Origin of the sequence: Streptomyces tibetensis, assembly GCF_040647715.1 — a bacterium.
In the GTDB taxonomy this organism is placed as follows: domain Bacteria; phylum Actinomycetota; class Actinomycetes; order Streptomycetales; family Streptomycetaceae; genus Streptomyces; species Streptomyces tibetensis_A.
In genome coordinates, this window is the sequence record NZ_JBEZCR010000010.1 from 333,849 (window position 1) to 355,713 (window position 21,865).

At 72.3% G+C, this 21,865-nt stretch carries 21 protein-coding genes and 3 pseudogenes; 10 read left to right on the top strand and 14 right to left on the bottom strand.

The annotated features are described in order from the left end of the window. Nucleotides 1-77 precede the first annotated feature (77 nt). A complete protein-coding gene (locus tag AB0B29_RS27030; RefSeq protein WP_362244060.1) occupies nucleotides 78-785 on the top strand; it encodes a TetR/AcrR family transcriptional regulator in 708 nt (235 codons plus the stop codon). A gap of 122 nt (nucleotides 786-907) precedes the next feature. On the opposite strand, the gene AB0B29_RS27035 is transcribed toward AB0B29_RS27030, so the two are convergent. Further along, entirely contained in the window at nucleotides 908-1,807 is a 900-nt protein-coding gene (locus AB0B29_RS27035; protein ID WP_362244099.1) for a LysR family transcriptional regulator ArgP, read from the bottom strand. A gap of 81 nt (nucleotides 1,808-1,888) precedes the next feature. Here AB0B29_RS27035 and AB0B29_RS27040 point away from each other — a divergent pair, with 81 nt between their 5' ends. Both AB0B29_RS27040 and AB0B29_RS27045 read left to right on the top strand, forming a co-directional pair. Beyond that, on the top strand, nucleotides 1,889-2,506 hold the full coding sequence (locus AB0B29_RS27040; RefSeq protein ID WP_362244061.1) for a LysE/ArgO family amino acid transporter: 618 nt from the start codon (nucleotides 1,889-1,891) through the stop codon (nucleotides 2,504-2,506). Nucleotides 2,507-2,589: 83 nt separating this feature from the next. Further along, nucleotides 2,590-3,882: an MFS transporter gene (locus tag AB0B29_RS27045; protein WP_362244062.1), complete on the top strand. Its 1,293-nt coding sequence runs from the start codon at nucleotides 2,590-2,592 to the stop codon at nucleotides 3,880-3,882. Between the two features lie 13 nt (nucleotides 3,883-3,895). Here AB0B29_RS27045 and AB0B29_RS27050 read toward each other — a convergent pair whose 3' ends face one another. The 3 genes and pseudogenes from AB0B29_RS27050 to AB0B29_RS27060 form a co-directional block, all read right to left on the bottom strand. Beyond that, nucleotides 3,896-4,351, bottom strand: coding sequence for a cyclic nucleotide-binding domain-containing protein (locus AB0B29_RS27050; protein WP_362244063.1), 456 nt, complete (start codon nucleotides 4,349-4,351; stop codon nucleotides 3,896-3,898). 293 nt (nucleotides 4,352-4,644) lie between these two features. Then, a pseudogene (locus AB0B29_RS27055) lies at nucleotides 4,645-6,114 on the bottom strand (aminotransferase class I/II-fold pyridoxal phosphate-dependent enzyme). Nucleotides 6,115-6,180: 66 nt separating this feature from the next. Continuing rightward, complete coding sequence (locus AB0B29_RS27060; protein WP_362244064.1) at nucleotides 6,181-6,402, bottom strand: hypothetical protein; 222 nt, start codon at nucleotides 6,400-6,402, stop codon at nucleotides 6,181-6,183. A gap of 268 nt (nucleotides 6,403-6,670) precedes the next feature. On the opposite strand from AB0B29_RS27060, the gene AB0B29_RS27065 reads away from it, so the two are divergent. From AB0B29_RS27065 to AB0B29_RS27090, 6 genes are all read left to right on the top strand, one after another. Continuing rightward, entirely contained in the window at nucleotides 6,671-7,105 is a 435-nt protein-coding gene (locus AB0B29_RS27065) for an ATP-binding protein (protein ID WP_362244065.1), read from the top strand. A 210-nt stretch (nucleotides 7,106-7,315) separates the two neighbouring features. After that, complete coding sequence (locus tag AB0B29_RS27070; protein WP_362244066.1) at nucleotides 7,316-8,179, top strand: SigB/SigF/SigG family RNA polymerase sigma factor; 864 nt, start codon at nucleotides 7,316-7,318, stop codon at nucleotides 8,177-8,179. Between the two features lie 32 nt (nucleotides 8,180-8,211). Continuing rightward, a complete protein-coding gene (locus AB0B29_RS27075; protein WP_362244067.1) occupies nucleotides 8,212-8,475 on the top strand; it encodes a DUF5133 domain-containing protein in 264 nt (87 codons plus the stop codon). 112 nt (nucleotides 8,476-8,587) lie between these two features. After that, nucleotides 8,588-9,439, top strand: a complete 852-nt coding sequence (locus AB0B29_RS27080; RefSeq protein WP_362244068.1) for an ANTAR domain-containing protein — start codon at nucleotides 8,588-8,590, stop codon at nucleotides 9,437-9,439. A 160-nt stretch (nucleotides 9,440-9,599) separates the two neighbouring features. Beyond that, on the top strand, nucleotides 9,600-10,436 hold the full coding sequence (locus AB0B29_RS27085) for a DUF1206 domain-containing protein (protein ID WP_362244069.1): 837 nt from the start codon (nucleotides 9,600-9,602) through the stop codon (nucleotides 10,434-10,436). Nucleotides 10,437-10,464: 28 nt separating this feature from the next. Beyond that, nucleotides 10,465-10,899 carry a hypothetical protein gene (locus AB0B29_RS27090; RefSeq protein ID WP_104786258.1) on the top strand — a complete coding sequence of 145 codons (435 nt, stop codon included), beginning with the start codon at nucleotides 10,465-10,467 and terminating at the stop codon, nucleotides 10,897-10,899. 27 nt (nucleotides 10,900-10,926) lie between these two features. Here the strand turns inward: AB0B29_RS27090 and AB0B29_RS27095 are convergent, their stop codons facing one another. From AB0B29_RS27095 to AB0B29_RS27135, 9 genes and pseudogenes are all read right to left on the bottom strand, one after another. After that, the gene (locus tag AB0B29_RS27095) at nucleotides 10,927-13,167 is read right to left on the bottom strand and encodes an FUSC family protein (RefSeq protein WP_362244070.1); all 2,241 of its coding nucleotides are present in this window, start codon (nucleotides 13,165-13,167) and stop codon (nucleotides 10,927-10,929) included. 83 nt (nucleotides 13,168-13,250) lie between these two features. Then, the gene (locus AB0B29_RS27100) at nucleotides 13,251-14,621 is read right to left on the bottom strand and encodes an NAD(P)/FAD-dependent oxidoreductase (protein ID WP_362244071.1); all 1,371 of its coding nucleotides are present in this window, start codon (nucleotides 14,619-14,621) and stop codon (nucleotides 13,251-13,253) included. 217 nt (nucleotides 14,622-14,838) lie between these two features. Beyond that, entirely contained in the window at nucleotides 14,839-16,566 is a 1,728-nt protein-coding gene (locus AB0B29_RS27105; RefSeq protein WP_362244072.1) for a PP2C family protein-serine/threonine phosphatase, read from the bottom strand. Next, a pseudogene (locus AB0B29_RS27110) lies at nucleotides 16,563-17,180 on the bottom strand (SpoIIE family protein phosphatase); the annotation flags it as partial. The pseudogene AB0B29_RS27110 and the gene AB0B29_RS27105, both read right to left, overlap by 4 nt. A 417-nt stretch (nucleotides 17,181-17,597) precedes the next feature. Continuing rightward, nucleotides 17,598-18,113, bottom strand: a pseudogene (locus AB0B29_RS27115) (anti-sigma regulatory factor); the annotation flags it as partial. After that, a complete protein-coding gene (locus tag AB0B29_RS27120; protein WP_362244073.1) occupies nucleotides 18,113-18,553 on the bottom strand; it encodes an anti-sigma regulatory factor in 441 nt (146 codons plus the stop codon). The gene AB0B29_RS27120 and the pseudogene AB0B29_RS27115, both read right to left, overlap by 1 nt. Further along, entirely contained in the window at nucleotides 18,553-18,972 is a 420-nt protein-coding gene (locus tag AB0B29_RS27125; RefSeq protein WP_362244074.1) for an STAS domain-containing protein, read from the bottom strand. The genes AB0B29_RS27120 and AB0B29_RS27125 overlap by 1 nt, the downstream gene beginning before the upstream one ends. Then, nucleotides 18,969-19,856 carry an STAS domain-containing protein gene (locus AB0B29_RS27130; RefSeq protein ID WP_362244075.1) on the bottom strand — a complete coding sequence of 296 codons (888 nt, stop codon included), beginning with the start codon at nucleotides 19,854-19,856 and terminating at the stop codon, nucleotides 18,969-18,971. Before AB0B29_RS27130 ends, AB0B29_RS27125 begins: the two co-directional genes overlap by 4 nt. A gap of 265 nt (nucleotides 19,857-20,121) precedes the next feature. After that, nucleotides 20,122-20,523 (bottom strand): STAS domain-containing protein, encoded by a 402-nt coding sequence (locus tag AB0B29_RS27135; RefSeq protein ID WP_361881540.1) that lies wholly within the window; start codon nucleotides 20,521-20,523, stop codon nucleotides 20,122-20,124. Between the two features lie 348 nt (nucleotides 20,524-20,871). Between AB0B29_RS27135 and AB0B29_RS27140 the strand changes: the two genes are divergently transcribed. Beyond that, nucleotides 20,872-21,243 (top strand): PRC-barrel domain containing protein, encoded by a 372-nt coding sequence (locus AB0B29_RS27140; protein ID WP_362244076.1) that lies wholly within the window; start codon nucleotides 20,872-20,874, stop codon nucleotides 21,241-21,243. An 84-nt stretch (nucleotides 21,244-21,327) separates the two neighbouring features. Here AB0B29_RS27140 and AB0B29_RS27145 read toward each other — a convergent pair whose 3' ends face one another. Further along, the gene (locus tag AB0B29_RS27145; RefSeq protein WP_362244077.1) at nucleotides 21,328-21,762 is read right to left on the bottom strand and encodes an ATP-binding protein; all 435 of its coding nucleotides are present in this window, start codon (nucleotides 21,760-21,762) and stop codon (nucleotides 21,328-21,330) included. Nucleotides 21,763-21,865 lie beyond the last annotated feature (103 nt).

A 21,865-nucleotide genomic window follows, 5' to 3' on the forward strand; every position in this document is an offset into this window, starting at 1 on the left:
GTGACACGCCCTTGGAGAGATGAAACGCCGCCCTGTCACATAAGGTCAATGGCGTTGGCATAAGGAGGGAGCCCGTCGTGCCCAAGCCCGTGGTGCCGGAGGACAAACGCCGTCGGCGCAGGCCCACCAAGAGCGGCACCGTGCTGTCCGAGGAGCTGATCGTCGAGACCGCGCTGCGCATGCTGCGCGAACACGGCAGCGCGGGACTGACAGCCCGTCGGCTCGGCCTGGCCCTGGACGCCGACCCGAGCACGCTCTACCGGTATTTCCGCGGCATGGACGAGCTCACCCTGGCCATCGGCGACGCGCTCATCGGCCAGGCGCTTCGTGGCTGGCGGCGCACGGGGGAGTGGCGGGCGGACCTCAGGTCCTTCGGGCTGCGCATCCACGCCGCGTATCTCGCCCATCCGCAGGCCGCCCTGCTGACCACGAACCGCGTCACGGGCCGGGCCCATGAGCTGGCCGCCGACGAGGCCGTCCTGGACGTGCTGCGCACGGCCGGTTTCCCGCTGCCCGACACCGTGCGCATCTACCACGCCTTCATCGACCAGACCCTGGCCTTCGCCGCGCTGGACGCCGCCTCGCTGGCCCTGCCCAGCGACTCGCTGCACGCCGACGAGGACATGTGGCGCTCCACGTATGCCCACCTGCCCGCCGCCACCCACCCCCGCATCGCCGAAGCGGCACCGCTGCTCGCCACCCGCATGCTCGACAGCGCCTACCCGACGGCCCTGGAGATGCTGCTGGACAGCGCGGCGGCCAGGCTGGGGGCACTGGGGGACTGAGATCTCAGCGTCCTGCTGCCGGATAGTGCGGCGGCCCGGCCGGAGGTCTCGCGGGACTGAGGTCAGGGCCCTGCTGCTGAACAACGCGGCGGCCCGGCCGACGGCCTTGCGGGATGGAGGGCTCAGGGCCGCAGCGCCTGCGCCGCGGTCGCCGTCACCGTCTCCGCCACCTGGGCGAGCGCCGGCGAGTCGAGCTTCCACTGCTGCCAGTACAGCGGCACGTCGACCGTGCGGCGCGGGGCGATGCCCACGAGCCGGCCGTCGCGCAGCAGGGGGTCCGCCTGGGGCTCCGGCACCAGGCCCCAGCCCAGCCCGGCGGCGACGGCCTCGACGAAGCCCTCCGAGGTCGGCACGTAGTGGCGCAGCGCGCTCGCGCCGCCGCGCCCCCGGGTGAGCCCGCGCACGAAGCCGTCCTGGAAGTCGTCGCGCCGGTCGAAGACCACCACGGGCACCTCACCGAGCGCCTGCGCCAGGGGCCCGTCGAGGTGGCGCGCGGCGAAGTCCGGCGCGGCCACGGGCACATAGCGCATCCGGCCGAGCGACCGCACGGAGCAGCCCGGGACGGGATCCGGCGACGAGGTCACCGCCGCCATCACCGCGCCCTCCCGCAACAGCGCCGCCGTGTGGTCCTCGTCCTCGCGGCGCAGCTCGAAATAGAGCCGCAGCTCCTCCGGTACGCGGGTGAGCACCGGGAGGAACCACGTGGCCAGCGAGTCGGCGTTCACCGCCACCGACACCCGGGTCGGCTCCCCGGCACCGCTCAGCCCGAGCTCCGCGTGGGCGTCGTGCTCCAGCCGGGCCACCTGGCGGGCCAGCCGCACCAGGACCTCGCCCGACTCGGTCGGCCGCACCGGCTTGGTCCGCAGCAGCAGGACCCGCCCCGTGCGCTGCTCCAGCGCCTTCACACGCTGGCTGATGGCCGACGGCGTCACGTGCAGCGCGGCCGCCGCGGCGTCGAACGTCCCCTCGTCGACTACGGCGAGCAGGGTACGCACCTGGTCCAGCGGGAGATCCGTCATCATCATGGCATCATCATGTCAGCTAATGATGCATAAGAATCTTTAGCTGGACCCGTAGGTGGAGGCCTCCGTAGCGTCGACGTCATGACCAGCACCTTCACCGCCGGCGCAGCCGGTTTCGGCACCGGACTGTCCCTCATCGTCGCCATCGGCGCACAGAACGCGTTCGTCCTGCGGCAGGGGATCCGACGCCAGGCCGTCCTCGCCGTCGTCGGGATCTGCGCCCTGTCCGACGCGGCACTCATCGCGCTCGGCGTCGGTGGTGTCGGCGCGGTGGTGGTGAAGTGGCCGGGCGCCCTCACGGCGGTCGGCTGGATCGGCGGCGCCTTCCTGCTGTGCTACGGCGTCCTGGCCGCCCGCCGGGTGTTCCGGCCGGACGGGGACGCGCTGCGGGCCGAGGGGGACGCGACCGGATCGGTGCGCCGGGCCGTGCTCACCTGCCTGGCGATGACCTGGCTCAACCCGCACGTCTACCTCGACACCGTGTTCCTGCTGGGCTCCGTCGCGGCCGACCACGGTCCGCTGCGCTGGACCTTCGGCCTCGGCGCCGTGCTGGCCAGCCTCTGCTGGTTCACCGCCCTCGGCTTCGGTGCCCGCGTGCTCGGCCGTTTCCTGGCCAGGCCCGCCGCCTGGCGTGTCCTGGACGGCCTGGTCGCCGCCACCATGATCGTGCTCGGTGCCGTGCTCATCGCCGGCAGCTGACCCCTCGGCCGCCGGGGGTGGCCGGGCCGGTGCGATAGTGGTCCTCGCCCGGAAAGATGTAGCGAGCATCCAGGAAGCGGCGCGTGGACACGAGCGGGAACACAAGTAAAGAGCGGGAAGGCGAACCCGAGGCACCCCGGCGGTGCGGCCGGCGGCGCTGGGCGATGGACACCCGGCCCCTGCGCCGCCCCGCCTACCGGCGGCTGTGGGGTTCCACCGTCGTCACGGCCGTCGGCAGCCAGCTCACCGCCGTCGCCGTCCCCAAGCAGATCTACGACATCACGGGCTCCTCGGCCTGGGTGGGGGCCGCGAGCCTGGCCGGCCTCGTGCCCCTGATCGTGTTCGCGCTGTGGGGCGGGGCGATCGCCGACACCATGGACCGGCGCAGGCTGCTGCTGATCACCAACAGCGGCATCGCCGTCACCTCGCTGCTGTTCTGGCTCCAGGCCTTCGTGGGGCTGGCGTCGGTGGGCACGCTGATGCTGCTGCTCGCGGTGCAGCAGGCCTTCTGGGGCCTGAACGCGCCGGCCCGCAACGCCTCCATCGCCCGGCTGGTCCCCGAGGACGAACTGCCCGCCGCGAACGCCCTCGGCTCGACGGTGATGCAGACCGGCCAGGTGGCCGGACCGCTGCTCGCCGGCGCGCTCATTCCCGTCATCGGACTTCCCGAGCTGTACCTCGTCGACGCGCTGGCGCTGTGCGTGACGGTGTGGGCCGTCCACCGGCTGCCCTCGCTGCCGCCCCTGGGCGGCGTGGCGGTGCGACGCGCGGGCGTGAAGGAGATCGCCGCCGGTTTCCGCTACATCTCCGGGCACACCGTGCTGCTGCTGTCCTTCCTCGCCGACGTCGTCGCCATGGTCCTCGGCATGCCCCGCGCCCTCTTCCCGCAACTCGCCTCCCAGACCTACGCCCCGTACGGCGAAGGGCTCGCACTGGGCCTGCTGTTCGCGGCGATCCCCGTCGGGGCCGTGCTGGGCGGACTGTTCTCGGGCACCTTCTCCCGGGCCCGGCGGCACGGCCTGATGGTCATCGGGGCGGTGGTCGTCTGGGGCGCGGCCGTCACGGGTTTCGGGCTGAGTGGCAACCTCTGGGTCGCGGTGGCGTTCCTCGCACTCGCCGGCGTGGCCGACATGGTCTCCATGGTCTTCCGCGGGGCGATCCTGCTGTCCGCCGCGACCGACGAGATGCGGGGACGCATGCAGGGCGTCTTCACGGTCGTCGTGGCGGGCGGGCCACGCCTGGCCGACGTGCTGCACGGCACCGCGGGCTCCGCCTTCGGCCCGCGCACCGCCGTCGCGGGCGGCGGACTGCTGGTCGTCGCGGTGATGCTGGTGCTGGCCACCGCCGTACCGGCGTTGCGCCGCTACCGGGTCTGAGGGCTCACGCGGCTCACAGGGCTCCGCGCCGGTGCAGCGTGTACTGCTCCATCAGCTTGCCCCGGGTCATCTCCAGCCGGTGGGCGAGCACCTCGGCGACGTTGCGCACCAGCAGCATCCCGAGCTGCGGGTCCTCCTGGCACAGCCCCAGCACGGCTCCCGCGTCGAACTCGTAGGCCCGCACCGGGCTGAACGCCACCGCACCGAAGTCCCAGGTGTACGGCGGGAACAGCCACGACCAGCCGAGCAGGTCGCCCGCGCCGAGGCTGGCCACGGTCACCCGCTGCAGGGAGTTCACCTGCTGGTCGAGGGAGACGGCGCCGGAACGGATGACCCAGAAGCGGTCGGCCGTGCCGTCCGCCTCGAAGATCCGGGCGTCCTCGGGAAAGGACACCTCCCGGGCGAGCGTCATCAGGCGCTGCCGCTGGGGCGGAGGCAGGGCGGTCAGGAGTTTGATCGCTTTGGTCATGACGCGGAGCTCCTCGCCGGGCGGTCGACTGCGGTGCTGTGTCCAAGGGGTCCTCACCCCCATTTCAGCCGCTGCCGGGGCCATGGGCACCTCGGCGTACGCGACTTCTTCCGGCAGGCCGCCCGGGCATGAAAAAGCCCTGGCTGGACGGGGGGAACCAGCCAGGGCCGTGCGCGGTGACGCTCGGAGGACCAGGAGTCGACTCCCGTCACCACGTATATATGAACCGTAAACCATTCGGGGGGTGGAAACCCACCCCAAGACCGGGTTGCGTGACCCGTTTCACGCCCGGGTCACTGCGCGAGCACCCGCACCGTCTCCAGCTCCGGGTCCTCGGGGTCGGGCAGGTGCATGCCCGCGTCCAGCCCCGTCCGCACGTACGCCAGCACCGGCTCGGTGAGGCGCTCACCGGGAAGGACGGCGGGAATCCCGGGGGGATACGGAGTGATCATCTCGGCCGCGATCCGGCCGGCCGCCTCGGACACCGGCACGGCCTCGGCCGGGCCGAAGAACGCGTCCCGGGGCAGCGCCGCCTGCTCCATCCGCAGCTCCGCCGGCGAGGGCACCTCCACCCGCGGCGCCCGGGGCAGATCCGGTGCCCCCCGCGCCAGGTCCCGCAGCGCCTACAGCAGCTGTCCGGTGGTCTCCCGGTCGTCGCCGTGGGTGATCTGCGCGCCGATCCGGCGGTGGTCCACCAGATGCGCGTCGATCTGCCGGTGCTCGCGCAGCCAGTCCGCCGCCTGGAAGCCCGTGATCCCGAGTCCGGTGAGGTCGATGACGCCGGGCAGCGGGTCGAGGTCGTCGGCCAGACCGGGGCCGCAGAAGTCGTCCCGGTCGTTGACGTGCAGGCCGTCGATCTCCTCGATGGCGGCCCGTACCTCGGCCGCCAGGTCCAGCGCACCGCCCATCAGTTCCCTGCCGCGCAGCGCCATCTGCCGCCGCCAGCCGTCGAGACCCGCGTAGATCAGCACCGACGGGCTGGTGGTGCCCAGCAGGTCGGCGCGCATCCCCAGCAGCTCCGGCGGCACCAGATCGCCCTGCAGATGGAAGACCGAACCCTGCTCCAGACCGCTGCCCATCTTGTGGATGCTGGTCACGCAGATGTCCGCGCCCGCGTCCATCGCCCAAGACGGCAGATCGGGGTGGAAGGGCAGGTGCGCGCCCCACGCCTCGTCGACGATCAGCGGCCGTGAGCGCCGGTGACACACGTCGGCGATCGCCCGCAGGTCCGCGCAGCCGCCGTACGGGGTGGGACTCGTGACCAGGGCGCCGCGCGCGTCCGGATGCGCGTCGAAGGCCCGGTCGAACTCCTCGGCGGACGGGGGATGGGCGAGGTTTCGCTCGGCGTCCCAGCGGGGCTCGACCCAGACGGGCTCGATACCGGAGATGATCAGCCCCGCCACCACGGACTTGTGGGCATCGCGTCCGACCAGCAGCTTCTCGTGCGGTCCCGCGACCGACAGCATCGCGGCCTTCACCGACAGGGAACTGCCGCACGTGCTGAAGAACGTGTGCTCGGCGTGCACCGCGTCGGCCATCAGCTCCTGAGCGCGCTGCAGCACCCGGCCACGGGTCAGCCGGTCGTCCAGACCGCCCGAGGCCAGCACGTCCCCGTGGAACACCGCGTCACCGAGGATCTCCCGGACCGCCGGATCCGCGCCGCGGGCCTGCTTGTGCCCGGGCGGTGTGAACGACAGACGCCCCTTGCGTCGGTACTCGTCCAGGGCTTCCAGAACCGGTGCTCGCATGTGGTCGGCTGTCATGCGCATCAGGTTCCCGGCATGTGCCCCCGCAATCGGTGTCTCATCCGTACGGCCACCGGCGTCCGGTCAGCCCTCCGATACGTGTTTGCCCGGCGTCACGATCTCGTCCAGCACCCGCAGCACCGCCTCGTAGGACATCCGCCGCACGGTCGCGTCCCGGGCCCCTTGCGGGTCGGTGGCGTCCAGCTCCTCGCTCCTGGTCCGCCACGTCCGCTCCTCCTGGACCGCACACTCCCTCGCACGCTGGATGCGCCGCAACAGCTCGTCCGAATCCACCACATCGGTCATGCAGACCGCGTACCCGCCGAACGCGCGGAGATGACACCGCATCCGGCCGTTCGAGGTGTTTTCGGCTTCTCCGGCCCGACCGGAGGTTTGCAGGTGCGGGGAGAGGTGAGCCGAAGAGTGAGACCGCGGCGTTCACGCGGTGCGCGCCCCGAACGCCGCGAGTCCGCTTCGAGCAGTGGGTCCGAGGACCCCGGGCAGGCCCCTCGCGGGCGGCCACGGGACCCGGTCCGGACCCGGTATTCCGTCCGTGCTTCAGGGGAGCTGCAGAATGTGCGACGAGCACATGATCGAATTTGTGGACGAGCCGCCCGGGTCCCACCGGGCCCGGCCGTGCAAGCCGGCCGAGGCGCGCCGGGCGGTGGAGTTGGCCGTGGCCGAACGCTGCCGGGCCACCCACACCTCGTGCGACACAGACGCCCTGTCCGACGCGCTGCTGGTCACCTCGGAGCTGACGACCAACGCCATCCTGCACGGCGGGGGTGTCACCGACTTCCAGGTCGACGTCGACGATCCCGGCGTGCGCGTCTCGGTCAGCGACCGCAGTGACGCGCTGCCCGTGACCACCCCACGCACCGACCCGAACGGACGCATGCGGCACGGCGGCCACGGCTGGCCCATCGTCTGCAGGCTCGCCCGCGACGTCCGGGTGTCGGACCTGCCCTCCGGGGGCAAGTGCATCACTGCCGTCGTGCCCCTGTTCTGAACGTGTTCTGAACGCCCGTGAGGCGGCGCCCGACAGATTGCGCTGCAAAGCGGAGTTTGTTCCCCCGGGCGCAGGGCAGACGCAATTTCGTGCTTCGGACCGGAGGCGCGCCAGCGGGAGCGGTATGACTGCCCCGGAGGCCCTCCAGGCGATCCGGGCGGCACCCTTCCGCGGTATGTCCCTGAAACCACCGTTCAGGAGCGAATCCGCATGCTCATCGAAACGCCCACCCATCGTCCCGGCACGCCCGAAACGACGACCCCCGCCACCCGGCGGCGTCACGACGACGCCCCCGACACCGCCGCTCTCTTCGCCCGGATGGCGGAGCTGGAGGAGGGTCCCGAGCGGGACGCCGTCCGCGACGAACTGGTCACCCTGTGGCTGCCCATGGCCCACCGGATCGCCGGCCGCTTCCGCGACCGCGGAGAGTCGATCGAGGATCTCCGGCAGGTCGCCGCGCTGGGCCTGGTGAAGGCCATCGACCGGTTCGACCCGAGCCGGGGTGCCTTCGAGAGTTACGCCGTCCCCACCATCACCGGCGAGGTCAAGCGGCACTTCCGGGACCGCATGTGGGCCCTGCGGGTGCCCCGCCGTGTGCAGGAACTGCGCAACAAGGTGAGGGTGGCACGCCGTGAACTCACCCAGAACCCGGGCAGCCCCGAGCCCTCCGTGGCGGACCTCGCCACCCACACCGGCCTCAGCGAGGAGGAGGTCAACGCCGGGCTCGAGGCGCTGGACAGCTTCAGCACCCTGTCGCTGGACGCCGAACTCTCGGCCGACGACGACGGCTACAGCCTCGCGGACACCCTCGGCGCGGCCGACTCGTCCTACGACGTCGTCGTGGACCGCGAGTCCGCCAAGGAAGGCCTGCGCCGCCTGCCGGAACGCGAACGGGCCATCCTCTACATGCGCTTCTTCGAGGACATGACCCAAAGCCGCATCGCCGACCACCTCGGCATCTCGCAGATGCACGTCTCCCGCCTCATCAGCCGCAGCTGCGCCCGGGTGCGCGACGAGGTCCTGGGGGAGCGGACGGGCAACCGGGCCCGCGGCGGCCCTTCCACGACGGCCTGACCACCCGACCTTCACGAGGAGCGAAACCCACCATGCTGAGGCCCCACCCCGCCGTGCTGCGCCGGCTCGTCGACGAGTACGAGACCCTGGCCGCCGCCGAAGCCACCGGCGGACCGGCGGAGCAAAACCCCCGGGTACGCGACCTGGCGTACACGCTGTGCGTGTCCACCGGCACCCGGACCGTCGAGCGCGCCCTCGAGGCCGCTCACCAGTGGCTCGCGACCGCACCCGCACCGGTTCGCGGGCCCGTGGCGCCGATGGCCGGACCGCGTACACCGGTCACCGAGCCCGCCTGACCCCCGTGGCCCACTGAGCGACGGGAACGGCGAGGCCGAACGGGAGCCCGGCCGACGGCGCAAGCCGCCGCCGGGCCCCTTCGCGCCATGACTTCGACACTCCAGGAGTTCCATGTCCACAGCGGAGCGTGCCGCCGAGGACGGCGAGCTCGAGCGGCTGCGCGCCGAGGTGCGCGACCTGCGGGCCCGCGCCCGTGTGCGCCCGCTGATCTCACAGGCGCAGGGCATTGTCCAGGAGCGGTACGCGCTGCCGGACGGGGAGAGCGCCTTCGCCCTCTTGCAGCGCGCGTCCCAGCAGTACAACGTCAAGCTGCGCACCTTGGCGGGCGTCCTGGTGTCCGCGCCGCGGCCGGACGGCCCGGACACCCTGTGGTTCCCGCGCAGGGCACGCGAGGCGGAACCGGACCTGACCTTCACACAGGCGCACCGGTCCGGTTCCGGCAGCCGGAGCGCCGTCCTGAAGGCCGTACTGCGTTCCACCCTGGCGGTCACCGGGACCGACATGGGCAACGTGCAGCTTCCCGACCCCGGGCGGGGCGGTCTGCGCATCGAGGAGCACACCGGCCTCACGGCCGAGTTCGTCGACTTCTTCGCCCACGTCGGGGAGGACGGGACGGCCTGCGCGCAGGCCGCCCGGGATGTCGCCCAGGTCACCGTCCGCGACGTGGAGAGCGACCCGGTGTTCTCCGAGCCGGCCCGCCGGGCCATCCTCGCGGCGGGTAGCAGAGCCTGCCACAGCGTGCCCCTGACGACCGCGTCCGGGCTGTGCGTCGGCATGGTCTCGGCCCACCTGGACCGGCCCCTGGACGGACTGACCGCAGCCCAGACCAAGGCGCTGGACACCGTCGGCGGTCAGGCGGGCCGCTGGCTCGCCTGGCACGACCGCACGGTGGTCCTGGACGCCCTGGAGCGCCTGCACGCCCTCGGCCGCGCCGCCCGCGGAACGAGGCTGCGCCGGTCCTGAGCCCAACGAGGCCGCGCCGGTCCTGAGCCCGTGACGGTGGTGGCGCTGCCCTGCCCTTGGGGAGACAGCACCCGGCCCACGACCAAAACCCCTCTGGTCCGGTGGTTGTGCAGGGTGTGTGAACGCAGACCCGGGGCATCCGGACTGCCGGGAGGTCGACATGAACACGAGTGCGATGGCACAGGGCGGTCGCTCGGGGGCCCGGCGGATGGCGCGGGGCTCGGTGACCGAGGGGGCGGCACGGGCGGGTTTCGCCGCCCGGGGCGTGATCTATCTGCTCGTCGGAGCGCTGGCCCTGCAGATCGCCTTCGGCGACACCGGCCATCAGGCCGATCGCGGAGGGGCCCTGCAGGAACTGGCACAGAAGCCGTTCGGCGCGGTGCTGCTGTGGGCGCTGGGCATCGGGCTCGTCGGTATGGCCCTGTGGCGGCTGTCCGAAGCCCTCTTCGGCTCGATCGGAAAGGACGGCCGCAGCGCACGCAAGCGGCTGATGGCGACGGTCCGCTTCGTCTTCTACGTCTTCGTCGCCTACTCGGTGCTGACCTTCGCGGTCAGCCGCCACCAGAGCGGCGGATCCAGCGACCAGCAGTCCCGGGACGCCACGGCCAAGGTTCTGGAGATACCCGGCGGCCAGTGGCTGGTGGGCGCCGCGGGGATCGGCATCGTCGTGGCCGGCGGCTGGATCGCCGTACGCGCGGTGCGGCGCAAGTACCACGACAAGCTCCGGCTGGGTCAGATGAGCCACCGGACGCGGCAGCTGGTGGACGTCACGGGCGTGGCCGGCGGTGCGGCCCGGGGGCTGGTGTTCGCGGTGGCCGGTGTCTTCGCCGTCCGCGCGGCCGTCGACTACGAACCCGACAAGGCCAAGGGCCTGGACGACACCCTGCGCACCTTCGCCGACACTCCGCTGGGCCCCTGGCTGCTGGTGTGCGTCGCGGCCGGGCTGGTGCTCTTCGGAGTGTTCTCCTTCGCCATGGCCCGGTGGCGGCGCGTCTGAGCCGCGATTCGTGGGGAACACGAAGCCAATGAGCGATTCCGAGATTCCGCATGGCGATGGCCGGCCCGTGGACATGTACCTGGACCTCCTGCGCATCCGGATGGACACCGAGGACTACCGCCTCCTGATGCGCGCGGTGGAACCGGTCCTCGAGGCGATCGAAGAGGAACGCCTGTCCAGCCTCGACTTCGCGCTCGACTCCGGGGGCGACGACGAACTGCCCCAGGAGGTTCGTGACGAGGTGGCGCTCGTCATCGCCACCGCCGTCACCGGCCGCCTGGACAACGAAGTGGTCGAACTCGACGTCGACGACACCGGCCCGGTCAGGATCGTCACGGACGCCACCACCGCGTCCGATCCGATCCGCCTCGGCGAGATAGCCGAATACATCCGGGACCGGCACAGGCAGACCGAGGAGCTGCGGGGCATCGCCGAGGTGAGCGGTCTGCCCACGGACTTCTGACGGCCGACGGCTCCCCCCTAGCGGTCGTTACCCCTTGGGCGCCGCCACCGGCACGTCCAGTGGCCGGGCGAGGCCCACCACGGCCTCGTCCAGCCGCTCCAGATGCCGCAGCACGCGATCGGTGATGCGGCCGTAGCGCGGCGTGCCGTCGGACCCCAGCAGGGAGGCGATGCTCGGACCGGTCTCGACCTGCGCGTCCACGTGCTCGTCGGCGACCCGGGCCGCGATCGTCCCGATGTTGCGCACCGTGCGCCCGGCGGCCCCGCGCAGTCGCGGATCCGCCGCGATCGAGGGATGCGTGGGCAGCAGTTCTGCGGTCGCCGCCAGGGTCCGCGCATGGTAGGCACACGTCTCCAGCAGCGCCACCACGTAGCGGGCCGTGTTCCGCCGGGTCCGCAGCGGGGTGACCGGGTGGATCAGCGGCTGGGTCGCGGCCCGCAGATCCGCCAGTGACTGGTCCAGATCGCGCGCCTTGTCCAGCAACTCGTCCGCGGGTCCGCCGCTGAGCTGGCCCACCGCGGCCTCGGTGACCTCGGCCAGCCGCTCCAGCACGGTGCCCAGCAGCTCGTTCGTACGGCGGTCCGTCTGCACCGGCAGGACCAGCGCCGCAGCGACCACCCCGCAGGCCGCACCCAGCGCCGTCTCCTCGATGCGCAGCACGAGCACGTCGAGGCTGTAGGTGTGCAGCAGCGTGTACAGCAGTCCCAGCATCGCGGTGACGAAGAACGACATCAGGGTGTACGACAGCGGCGCCGAGTAGAACATCGCGAAGATCAGCACCAGGACCAGGGCGAACGCCGTCCAGGTGTGCTTGCCGACCAGCCCCGCCAGGACGATCCCGGCCACCACGCCGAACACCGTGCCCAGCAGCCGCCGGTACCCCTTGACCAGGATCTCGCCCGTCGACGCGGTGTTGAGGAAAACGATCCAGCATGTCAGCACCGCCCAGTACCAGCGCTGCGACGACAGCAGTTCACCGCCCACGATGGCCAGTGCCGACCCCACGGCGACCTGCACCGCCGCACGCGTGGTGGGCCGCCGCAGCCCCGTCTGTTCCTCCTGCGCCGCCTCCTCGCCGCCGCCGTCGATCGCGGCGTCCTCGGCGTCCAGTTCCTCGCGGGAGCGCGCCGTGGCGGGGGTGTCGTCCGACTCGTCCTGCGGACCGTCCAGGGCGATCCGCAGCCCGAGCACCGCACGGGCCGACTCTCCGATGCCGCGGAAGACGTCCTGGACGGCGGCCGAGGCGGGCGGGAGGTTCTCCTCGTCCCGGTAGCCGAGGAGCCGGTTGCGCACATGGGCCAGGCCGGTGCCCGTGTCGCCGCTCCCGGCCCGCAGCACCAGGGCGTGCAGCGCCCGCAGATCGCGGCGCAGCGTGGCGCCCGCCTCGTCCGGCACCTCCGGCCCGGCGACCGACGGGACGGGCGCGCCCGGCAGGTGCAGCGTCAGCGTGTCGGCCCGTTCGGCGGTGCGGGCGGTCAGCAGCAGCAGGCCGAGCCGCTCCGCGGCGATCTCGGCGTCCGCGATCCTGCGCTGCACCAGCCGCGCCGCCGACTCGTCCGGGGTGCCCTCCTCCAGCCGTCCCTGGATCATCATCGCCGTCTCGTGGAGCCGGGCGGTGCCATCGCGCACGGCCTCGACCGCCTTGTCCATCTCGGCGGCGGGGGCGTCGAGGAGTTCGGCCTGCGCGGCCACCAGCTGGGCCAGCCGCGCGCGGAAGGCCAGACGCAGCCGCAGCAGCACACCCGTGGGCGTCGCCGGCACGACCGCGAAACGCATCAGGGCGCTGGAACAGAACGCCAGGGCCATGGCACCGCACAGCTTCGGCAGCGTGCCGACGGTGGCACCGACGAACAGCGACAGGAAGTAGACCTGGAAACCGATCAGCCCCAGGGCCGTTCCCCGGTCGCCGAACCGGCGGCCATAGACCGCGCAGAAGATCAGCACGACGAAGAAGGCGTCCCCGACGACGAGACGCGTGTTGAGCACCGCGCCCAATGACACCGAGGCCAAGGCCACCGGCAAGCCCAGCGCCAGTGTCACGGCCTGGGCGCCGAGCTGCTTCTCCCGGATGGCGAAGGTGGCGACCATCGCCGCCATGGCCCCCGCCACCAGAAGGTGCACATCGGTCTGCAGCAGTGACAGCACGGCCAGGGTGAGGGCGATCGCACCGACCGTTCGCAACCCGGCCGTCAGACGCAGCAGTCCGGGGTCGGACGCCGCGATCCGGTCCCGTAGCCGTGCCCGCACCGCGCGTCCCGCTGCCCTCACGCCGCCGCACTCTCTCCCTGCTCACACCAAGATCCGTGTCTCAGCATGACATGCCGTGAGCGGAAGCTCCCGCCCGGGCCGTCCTACTCCGGCCCGCCAGGCCCTTCGATCCGCTCCCGCACCTGCTCCGGCGTCAGATAGGCGTCGGTGTACTCGAAGTCCTTCAGCCGCGCGGCCTTGCGGGCCTGGAACCCCGTCCGTACGAAGTCGTCACCGGCGACCGCGTTGAGCAGCCAGTTCGTCATCACCCGCGTCTTGGCCACGTTGGTGCGCAGTGCCGACCAGTGGTAGCCGCGGGCCACGGCCTGGGCGGGCAGCCCCCGCAGTTCGATGCCGAGCGGCTTGGAGACCGCGTCGGTGCCGCCGAGGTCGACGACGAGCCCGAGGTCCTTGTGCACGTACGGCTTCAGCGCCTGGCCCCGCAGTGACGCGATGACGTTCTCGGCGACGTGCCTGCCCTGCCGCAGGGCGTGCTGCGCGGTGGGCGGGCACATGGCGCCGTCACCCTTGGCGAGGTCGGGCACGGCGGCCGAGTCGCCGAGCGCGAACACCCCGTCGTCGCCCGGCAGGCTCATCTCCGGCGCGACCGCGAGCCGCCCCTTGACGGTCTCCGCGCCGAGCGTGGCGATGAGCGGGCTGGCGACGACCCCGGCGGTCCAGATGAGCGTGCGGGTCGGGATCACCCGCCCGTCGGTGAAGGTGACCTCCTCGGGGCCGGCCTTGGCGATGGAGGTGCCCAGGGAGATCTCGATGCCCCGCCGGCGCAGGATCTCCTGCGCGCTGCTGCCGAGCTTGTCGCCCAGCTCCGGCATCAGCTTCGGCGCGATGTCGATCAGGTGCCACTTGATCAGGCTCGGGTCCAGCCGCGGGTAGCGCTTGACCGCCGCGTGCGTCAGCCGCTGCAGGCACGCCGCCGTCTCGGTGCCGGCGTAACCGCCGCCGACCACCACGAACTGCAGCCGGGAGGCCCGCTCCACGGGGTCCTGGCTCGCGTCGGCCAGGTCCAGCTGCGAGATGACGTGGTCACGGATGTACGCCGCCTCCGCGAGCGTCTTCATCCCGAACGCGTGGTCCGTCAGTCCCGGGATGTCGAAGGTCCGGGTGACGCTGCCGGGCGCCAGCACGATGTAGTCGTACGGCTCGTTGACGATCTCGTCGGTGATGGTACGGATGACACAGACCTTGGACTTCAGGTCCACGCCGATGGCGCCGCCCGGAATGATGCGCGTGCGGTACTTCTTGCTGCGGCGCAGGGAGACGGCGATCGACTGCGGCGTCAGCACTCCGGAGGCGACCTGGGGGAGCAGCGGCAGGTAGAGCTGGTAGGCGAACGGCGTCACCAGCGTGACGTCCGCCTCGTCCGGGGAGAGTTTGCGCTCCAGACGGCGGACGCACTCCACGCCGGCGAAGCCTGCGCCAACCACCAGGATCCTGGGTCGTGTCACGGTGTTCATCCCTTTCTGCGGCTCCAGGCGGTCTGCCTCGAACGCCTTCCGACTGCCCCTGGATCGCTGGTTCGCACCCTTTCGATCCCACCCCGTCTCCGGCCGGCGCGCCAGCCGGACGCGGCAGGCAGACGAACGCGTCGATCACCACCATGCCCGTACCGTGGCCGAAAAGCACCGGGCGGGAGTGAAGAACGCGTGCACACCCGGCGAGCCGGACCCGCCGTCAGGAGTCTGCGCCACCTTGGACATGACACAGCAACAGACACACGTCGTCGTCCCGCTCGGAATCGCTCAGCAGCGGAGGCAGCAGCCGGTCCGCCGAACCCTCCAGGTCCGTATCCAGTTCCGCGGACCGGAATCCGCCGAGTGCCGTGGCCAGCCGCTCGATCCCGGGGTCTATGCCCTGGGCACGCCGCTCCACCAGCCCGTCCGTGTACAGCGCGAGGGTCGAGCCGGGCTCCAGATCCTCCGTGTGGTCGGCGATCTCCTGGGTGAGCGGGATGCCGAGCATCGCACCCGGTTTGGCGTCGAGGACGCGCACGGTGCCGTCGGGCAGGCGCAGCACCGGCGGGGGATGCCCGGCGGCGGCCCACGTCAGCGTGGGCTCGTCCGGGTGGAACCGGGCGATGACGGCGGTGGCGTACAGATCGGGCTGGAGATGGTGCAGGAACCGGTGCAGGCGGGTCAACAGCCGTCCGGGGCTGTCGCCGTCGACGGCGTACGCCCGCAGCGCGGTGCGCAGCTGGCTCATCATGACCGCCGCGTGCAGACCATGTCCGGTCACATCGCCGATGACGGTGATGAGACCGCCGTCCCGCTGGGGGAACGCGTCGTACCAGTCGCCGCCGATGTTCAGCCCGTGCGTGGCCGGAAGGTACCGCGCCGCCAGGCTCAGGCCCGGCGTGGTCGGCAGATCCGTCAGCAGGGCACGCTGCAGCGTCTCGGCGATGTCGCGGTTGTGCTCGAAGCGCCGGGCGTTGTCGATCGCGATGCTGGCCCGCCGGGTGAGCTCGATCAGCATCACCGCGTCGTCCGGGTCCCAGCGCTCCCCGGGCGGTGACAGCGTCAGGACGCCCAGCGGAGCACGCCGCGTCGGCAGTGGCACGCACAGCAACGGCCGTCCGGGGTCCAGGGCCGACGCCGGCTGGTCCTCGACGCCGGGCAGGTTGCCGGGATGGTCGGCGGCGTACTGGGGCCGCCCGGTACGCGCCGCGACCACCGCGGCGGCCGGATGCGGCGCCGACCGGTGCTTGTCCTCCTCGTGGTCGAACAGCCAGACGTCGACGCTGCGCGCGTACTCCGGCACCAGCAGGTCCGGCAGCCGGCGCACGATCTCCTCGTGGTTGAGCGACGCCGTCAGCACCGCGCTGGCGTCCGCGAGGAACGTCAGTCTGCGCCGGGCGCTCTCCGCCTCGTTGCGGGCCCTGCGCTCGGCGGCGAACGCCTCGCGCTGGGCCCGGCCGGCCGCGTCCAGCTCGGCGTGCAGCGCCAGGACGCCCTGGTTGGTCTGGTGCAGCTCCTCGCGGTGGAAGAGGACCAGGTCCTCCTGCTCGGTGAGTTTGTCCAGCACCACGGCCGTGTCCTCGTCGGCGCCGAGCAGGGCCTCCGACAGGGCGGCGGGGTCGTCGGGGACCGTGCCGTCCTCGGTGGCCTCGGCCGACTCGGGACAGGGGACCGTGACCTCCCAGAGCGGCTCCCCGGCGGCGCACGCCTCCGGCGACGGGGTCACCACGACGTGCAGTAGGCCCTCCTCGGCGGGGGAGCCCGCCAGGTCCATGGTGAGCCGCCAGGTGCCGCCCTTGGTGAGGCATTGGCGCAGGTGGGCGCTGAGGTCGGCGGCGAGCCGGGTCCGTTCGACGGTGGGCACACCGTACGCGGCGGCCAGGCGCGCGAGCGAGATGCGGGCGCGGGCCGCGTCGGTGACGGTGGTGATCTGCCAAGTGCGCATCATGGGCGTTCCGGCGGGTTCGAGGTCAGCACGGCCACGGCGGTGTCGTCCCGCACCGGCCGGGCGGGACTGCTGGCGTCACGTATCGTCACGGCGGCCGTCACGGCCGGGTCGGTGGCGGGCAGACCGGGGTCGGACGGCGGCGTCCAGCGGCTGGGCAGGCCGTCGGTGTACAGGATGAGCATCGGGTCGCCCACCCAGTCGGCCGCCTCCTCGCGGAAGGTGCCGGGCCGGTGGACCCCGACGATGCCGGGCCGCGACAGCAGGGGGTGCCAGGTGCCGTCGGTGCGCAGTCGCGCCCCGACGTTGCCGATGCCGGCGAACCACAGCCGCCCGGCCGCCAGGTCGAGCTGGGCCAGGGCGACGGCCGCGCCCCGCGTGCCCCGCAGCGCGTCGTGCAGCCGCTGCAGCGACTGGGCGGGGGAGAGGTGGGCCCAGCGGTGCAGCGCCGTGACCGCGGCGGACGAGGCCCGCGCGGCCTCGGGCCCGTGCCCCAGCCCGTCCGCCAGCATCAACGTCACCAGGTCCCCGGCCCGGACCCAGGCCCAGGCGTCTCCGGAGTACTCGGCTCCCCCGTAGGGAATGTTCACCCCGCCGGCCCGCACCCCGGACACCGGCAAGGAACGGTTCCGCGCGGCGACCTCGGCCTCCGAAGCCCCCCGGACCGTCGCCTTCCGATGCCCTCCCGGCTTCGTCCAGGGTCCACTGCCGGCTGCCCCGGCGTCCGCGACGGTCTCCGGGGCGCCGGTGTGTGCGGCGCCGTAGCCCGGTGCTGTGCTGGACGCGGAGTCGTCGCCAGGCGCGCCGGCGGCTGCCGAGCCGGGGGCCGGCGTCGCCCGGGGCTCGGGGCCGGTCGCCGCTGTGGCGGTGGCCGGGAGGTCGTGGCCGGGGGCTGCGGGGCGCGCGGGGTCGGTGTCCCCGGCGGGGGCGGCCGGTTGCGAGGGGCCGCCGGGATTCCCGGGGGCCTGCCCGGTGTGGCCGGGCGCTCCGGGCGGCACCGGCGCGTGGCCCGTCAGACCGCCGCATGCCACGGCACCGAACGGCGGTACGCCGCCGGGCCGCTGTCCCCCCGCGGAGGCCCGGTCCTCGGCCCCGGCCGGCCCGGCCGTGGGCTGGGGCGTCGCCCGGGGCGTCGAACTCACGCGGGCCACCGCGACCGTGCCGCGGCCGGGGACGCTGTGCAGGGCGAATTCGTCGGAGAGGCGCAGACACGTGCCGAGTCCGGCGCCGAGCGAGCGGGAGGTGGTGAAGCCGTCGCGCAGCGCCGCGGGCACATCGGGGATGCCCGGGCCGTGGTCCACCGCGGCGATCTGCACCGCCCGTGACCCCCGCGACCCCTCCCGCAGCACGGGCGGGTCCACGACGTCTATGAGCACCTGACCACCCTCGGCATGCTTCAGCAGGTTCGTGGCGAGCTCGGTGGCGACCAGCGCGGCGGCCGCGGTACGCCGCTCGTCCAGGCCGGCGAACGCGGCGGCGTCCTCCGCCGCGACCCGTGCGTCACGAACCCGGGTCGAGTCGCGCACCGGCACGTCCCACACGCGGGGCATCAGACCTCCTCGCGCGGGCGCGGCGGCCGTCCCACCCAGCACGTCACCCGCACCGTGGTGCCCGAACCGGGCGTGGTGTCGATGTCGAAGTCGTGCACCAGGCGCCGCGCACCGCTCAGCCCCATGCCCAGACCGCCACCGGAGGTGTAGCCGTCGCTCAGCGCCAGGTCCAGGTCGGCGATGCCCGGCCCCTCGTCGGTAAAGGCCAGCTGCAGCCCCTGCGCGCCCGCACCGCCGATCTGCCTCGCCTCCATCTGTCCGCCACCACCGTGCACCAGGGTGTTGCGGGCCAGCTCACTGGCCGCGGTGATGAGCTTGGTCTGATCCACCAGTCCGAAGCCGAGCCGGGCAGCGGCCTGCCGTACGTGCTGTCGCACCCACACCAGGTCCATGTCGGACCGGATGGGCAGGCAGGCCTCCACGCCCGAGGCGGTGTGCATCACGGACTCTCCTGACGCGGACTGCCCGGGCGGGGCACCGGGGCCTGCTGCGCGAGGAGCTCCATGCCCACCTCGGTGCTGAGCGCGGTGCCCAGCCCCGGCAGTGTCAGACCCAGTTCGACCAGGGTGATGGCGACCGCCGGGCGCATCCCGGCCACCACGGTGCGCGCCGCCAGCAGCTTGGCCTGCGCGGCGATCTCGGCCAGCACCCGGCCGAGGAACGAGTCGACGATCTCGACACCGGAGATGTCGATGAGGACCCCGCGCACCCCGGTACGGGAAATGGTCTCGGCGAGATCCTGCTGGAGCTGCTGCGCCGTGCTGTCGTGCAGGTCCCCCTGGAGCGTGACCAGCAGGACGTCGCCGAGCCGGAGCACCGGCACATGGCCGGTCACGGGATGGGGATACGCGTCGTTCACCGCTGACCCGCACCCGGCTTCACGATGTCCGCGCCGAGCTGGTGCAGCGCGTACCCCAGCGCGTCGGCGAGGCTGGCGCGGGTGATCACGTCCAGGTCCAGACCGAGATGGACGATGGTCTGCGCGATGGCGGGACGGATGCCCGAGACGATGCACTCGGCGCCCATGAGGCGCGTCGCGGCGACCGTCTTCATCAGGTGCTGCGCCACCAGCGAGTCGACCGTCGGGACCCCGGTGATGTCGAGGATCGCGAACCGCGCGTGCTGGTCGACGACGGCGTTCAGGAGCGTCTCCATCACGATCTGGCTGCGGGCGCTGTCGAGCGTGCCGATGAGCGGCACGGCCACGATGCCGTCCCACAGCCGGATGACGGGCGTGGCCACCTCCATCAGCTGCAGCCGCTGCCGGTCGCTGAGCGCCTGCCACTCGCTGAGAGCCGTCTGCATGGCCACCAGTCGCAGGGTGCCCATCAGGACGGTCAACGCGGTCGAACACGCCCGCAGGTGCTCGGGCGGCGCCTGCGTCAGATCGGCGACCAAAAGGTTCTCCACGGGCGGCCGCAGGGCCGCCAGCTCGCTGGAGACCTGGGTGTTGCTCAGCCCGGCACGGGAGCGAGCCGCGCCCATCCGGCCCAGCTGCTCGCGCACCGCGCTGAAGCCCGCGGCGTCCGGATCCTCCACCTGCTCCGAGTCGGCCACCTGGGCCAGCGCGTCCACGACGACCCTGCCCGCTTCCACCGCCTCGTCACGCGAGACGGTGAACACGGTGCGGAACAGGGGCTCGTCCGCCCACCGCTGGGCGATCTGCTCACGCCGGCGGTGCAGGAAGTCCCTGACCTCGTGGGTGGGCGTCGCGAGCTGTCCGTCCGCTTCGTGCTCCGGCACCTGGTTCTCTCCTCATCCGCGTTGCGTCGACCGAGCCCGCTTCTGGCAACGAGACGGCGATGTGACACTTGCCGGGCGACAACTCTAACCATGCGCCGACCTCGTACGACACCTGCTCCGGGGCAAGTGATCAGGTGTGGACGGACGGCGGTTGGCGCCGCCGTCGCCGGATGTGCGAGGGATGAGCCGTCGTGCGGGCAGGGCGGAGCGAGGACCGGGCCGTCGCATCTTCGCCGACGCCGGGCCCGAGGGGGCACTGCGGCCGTCAGACGCTCTGTCCCCCCGGCTCCTCGGGGTGCTCCGGTCCTTCGTCGACCCGGGTCAGGGCCTCGTCGAGACTCTCCGATATCGGCACCGTGATGCTGACGCCGGTCAGGTCGAGGATGCGCCGCACGGCCGGCGTCGGGCTGATGACGTGCACACTGCCCTCGGTCTTACGGGTCTCCTGGTACACCCGCAGGATGATGTTCATCCCGGACGAGTCCATGAAGGGGACGGACGAGAGGTCGAGCAGGAAGTGCCGTCGGCCGTGGTGGAGTTGGTTGGCCAGATGGGCCTGGAACTCGGTCGCGGTGTCGACGTCCAGGTAACCGTCGACCGTGATCAGGGCCACGTCCTCCCGGGGCAGCTCGACTTCCACGGACAGCGGGTTCTGGGCGAGGGGCACGGATACCTCCAACAAGTGCTACGGCCTGGGCTGGTCACCTCTGGGGATGACCGCGGTGCGAGGGGATCCCGGTCGTTCTCCGGACTCGAATGCCGTTTCTCATGTCCCTCCCTTCACAGACGGGCTTCGGATGTCACCGCGCCCCCGCGATTACCCCGGAAGACACCCTTCATGCCTCCCCGGCCGAACATCACCGAGACCGGCCGCCGGAAGACCCGCGCGGGTAGCAGGCATGTGCGCCGAATGCGCTTGCGGCAGCAGGGTAGTTGCCTGCTGTGGAACGGGGCGGGCGCGTGCGTCCGCCGGTGGAAAACGCGATCAGCACATCGCCAGGGAGGATGGAACAGCGTGGCCATCGACAGAATCTGGTCGTACGCGTCGGACAGCGGTCACACCGAGGGGCTCGACCTGACCGGTTTCGCCGTCGCCGCGACCGACGGCACGATCGGGCACGTGGACCGGGAGGCCGCCCCGCACGCCATGCGGCACCTGGTCGTCGACACCGGAGTCTGGGTGTTCGGCCGCAGCGTCCTGGTGCCGGCCGGAGTCGTCACGGGCGTCGACACCCAGGGGAGAAAGGTCACACTCGCCTGCAGCAGGGCGGATGCCAAGGCGGCCCCCCGCTTCCAGACCGACAGTGAGACCAGGGACCAGGAGTACCTCCGGGCCGTGGGTGACTACTACGACCGGCTGCCGCCGCGCGAGACGGCCCCGGTCTGAGACGCCCCCGGTCCGAGCCGGTCGTCCTCGGCGGGCCACGGTCCGAGCCGGTCACGGACGTATCGCGCCCGTGACCGGCTCGGCTCACCAGGGCATGAACACGTGCACGTCCTTGCCGCGGTCGTCGGCCACCACGCTGACCTGGTCGCACAACGTGTGAATCAGGTGCCAGCCGATGCCCCCGCCGCCGCTGCGCGGATCGAAGGGGCGGGGGGCGGGCTCCGTGGTGCTGGTGTCGTGCAGAACCACATGCACACCGTCGAAGGTCCGGCGCATGCGCAGCGCGAAAGGACCCGGAGCGTACTGCACCGCGTTGGCGGCCAGTTCCGTCACCACCAGCAGGATGTCGTCCCAGTACTCGGGGGCAGAGGGCGGGGAGGAGCGTGCGAGATCGCCCAGGAACTCCTCCGCGGCCAGGCGCGCACCGGTCACGTCGTGCGGCTCGCCCACGAAGGTGTTCGTGCGGCTCGGGATCTCCTCGGAGGTCAGGGCATCGTCCCCACGTGGCTCGGTTGACATATCGCCTTTCCGGCCCGGGCGTCAGCTACAGCTGTCGTCAGGGCTGTCGTCCTCTCTCTTGCGTCGCCACTGTTGCGTGTTCCCGAGGGGACGAGGCCTACGC

Coding starts and splice junctions, on each gene's coding strand:
- AB0B29_RS27060 (WP_362244064.1), bottom strand. CDS start 6,402: ATGACCGATGTGGTGGATTCGGACGAGCTGTTGCGGCGCATCCAGCGT.
- AB0B29_RS27070 (WP_362244066.1), top strand. CDS start 7,316: ATGCTCATCGAAACGCCCACCCATCGTCCCGGCACGCCCGAAACGACG.
- AB0B29_RS27035 (WP_362244099.1), bottom strand. CDS start 1,807: ATGATGACGGATCTCCCGCTGGACCAGGTGCGTACCCTGCTCGCCGTA.
- AB0B29_RS27080 (WP_362244068.1), top strand. CDS start 8,588: ATGTCCACAGCGGAGCGTGCCGCCGAGGACGGCGAGCTCGAGCGGCTG.
- AB0B29_RS27090 (WP_104786258.1), top strand. CDS start 10,465: ATGAGCGATTCCGAGATTCCGCATGGCGATGGCCGGCCCGTGGACATG.
- AB0B29_RS27050 (WP_362244063.1), bottom strand. CDS start 4,351: ATGACCAAAGCGATCAAACTCCTGACCGCCCTGCCTCCGCCCCAGCGG.
- AB0B29_RS27105 (WP_362244072.1), bottom strand. CDS start 16,566: ATGATGCGCACTTGGCAGATCACCACCGTCACCGACGCGGCCCGCGCC.
- AB0B29_RS27040 (WP_362244061.1), top strand. CDS start 1,889: ATGACCAGCACCTTCACCGCCGGCGCAGCCGGTTTCGGCACCGGACTG.
- AB0B29_RS27120 (WP_362244073.1), bottom strand. CDS start 18,553: ATGCACACCGCCTCGGGCGTGGAGGCCTGCCTGCCCATCCGGTCCGAC.
- AB0B29_RS27075 (WP_362244067.1), top strand. CDS start 8,212: ATGCTGAGGCCCCACCCCGCCGTGCTGCGCCGGCTCGTCGACGAGTAC.
- AB0B29_RS27085 (WP_362244069.1), top strand. CDS start 9,600: ATGAACACGAGTGCGATGGCACAGGGCGGTCGCTCGGGGGCCCGGCGG.
- AB0B29_RS27065 (WP_362244065.1), top strand. CDS start 6,671: ATGTGCGACGAGCACATGATCGAATTTGTGGACGAGCCGCCCGGGTCC.
- AB0B29_RS27100 (WP_362244071.1), bottom strand. CDS start 14,621: ATGAACACCGTGACACGACCCAGGATCCTGGTGGTTGGCGCAGGCTTC.
- AB0B29_RS27145 (WP_362244077.1), bottom strand. CDS start 21,762: ATGTCAACCGAGCCACGTGGGGACGATGCCCTGACCTCCGAGGAGATC.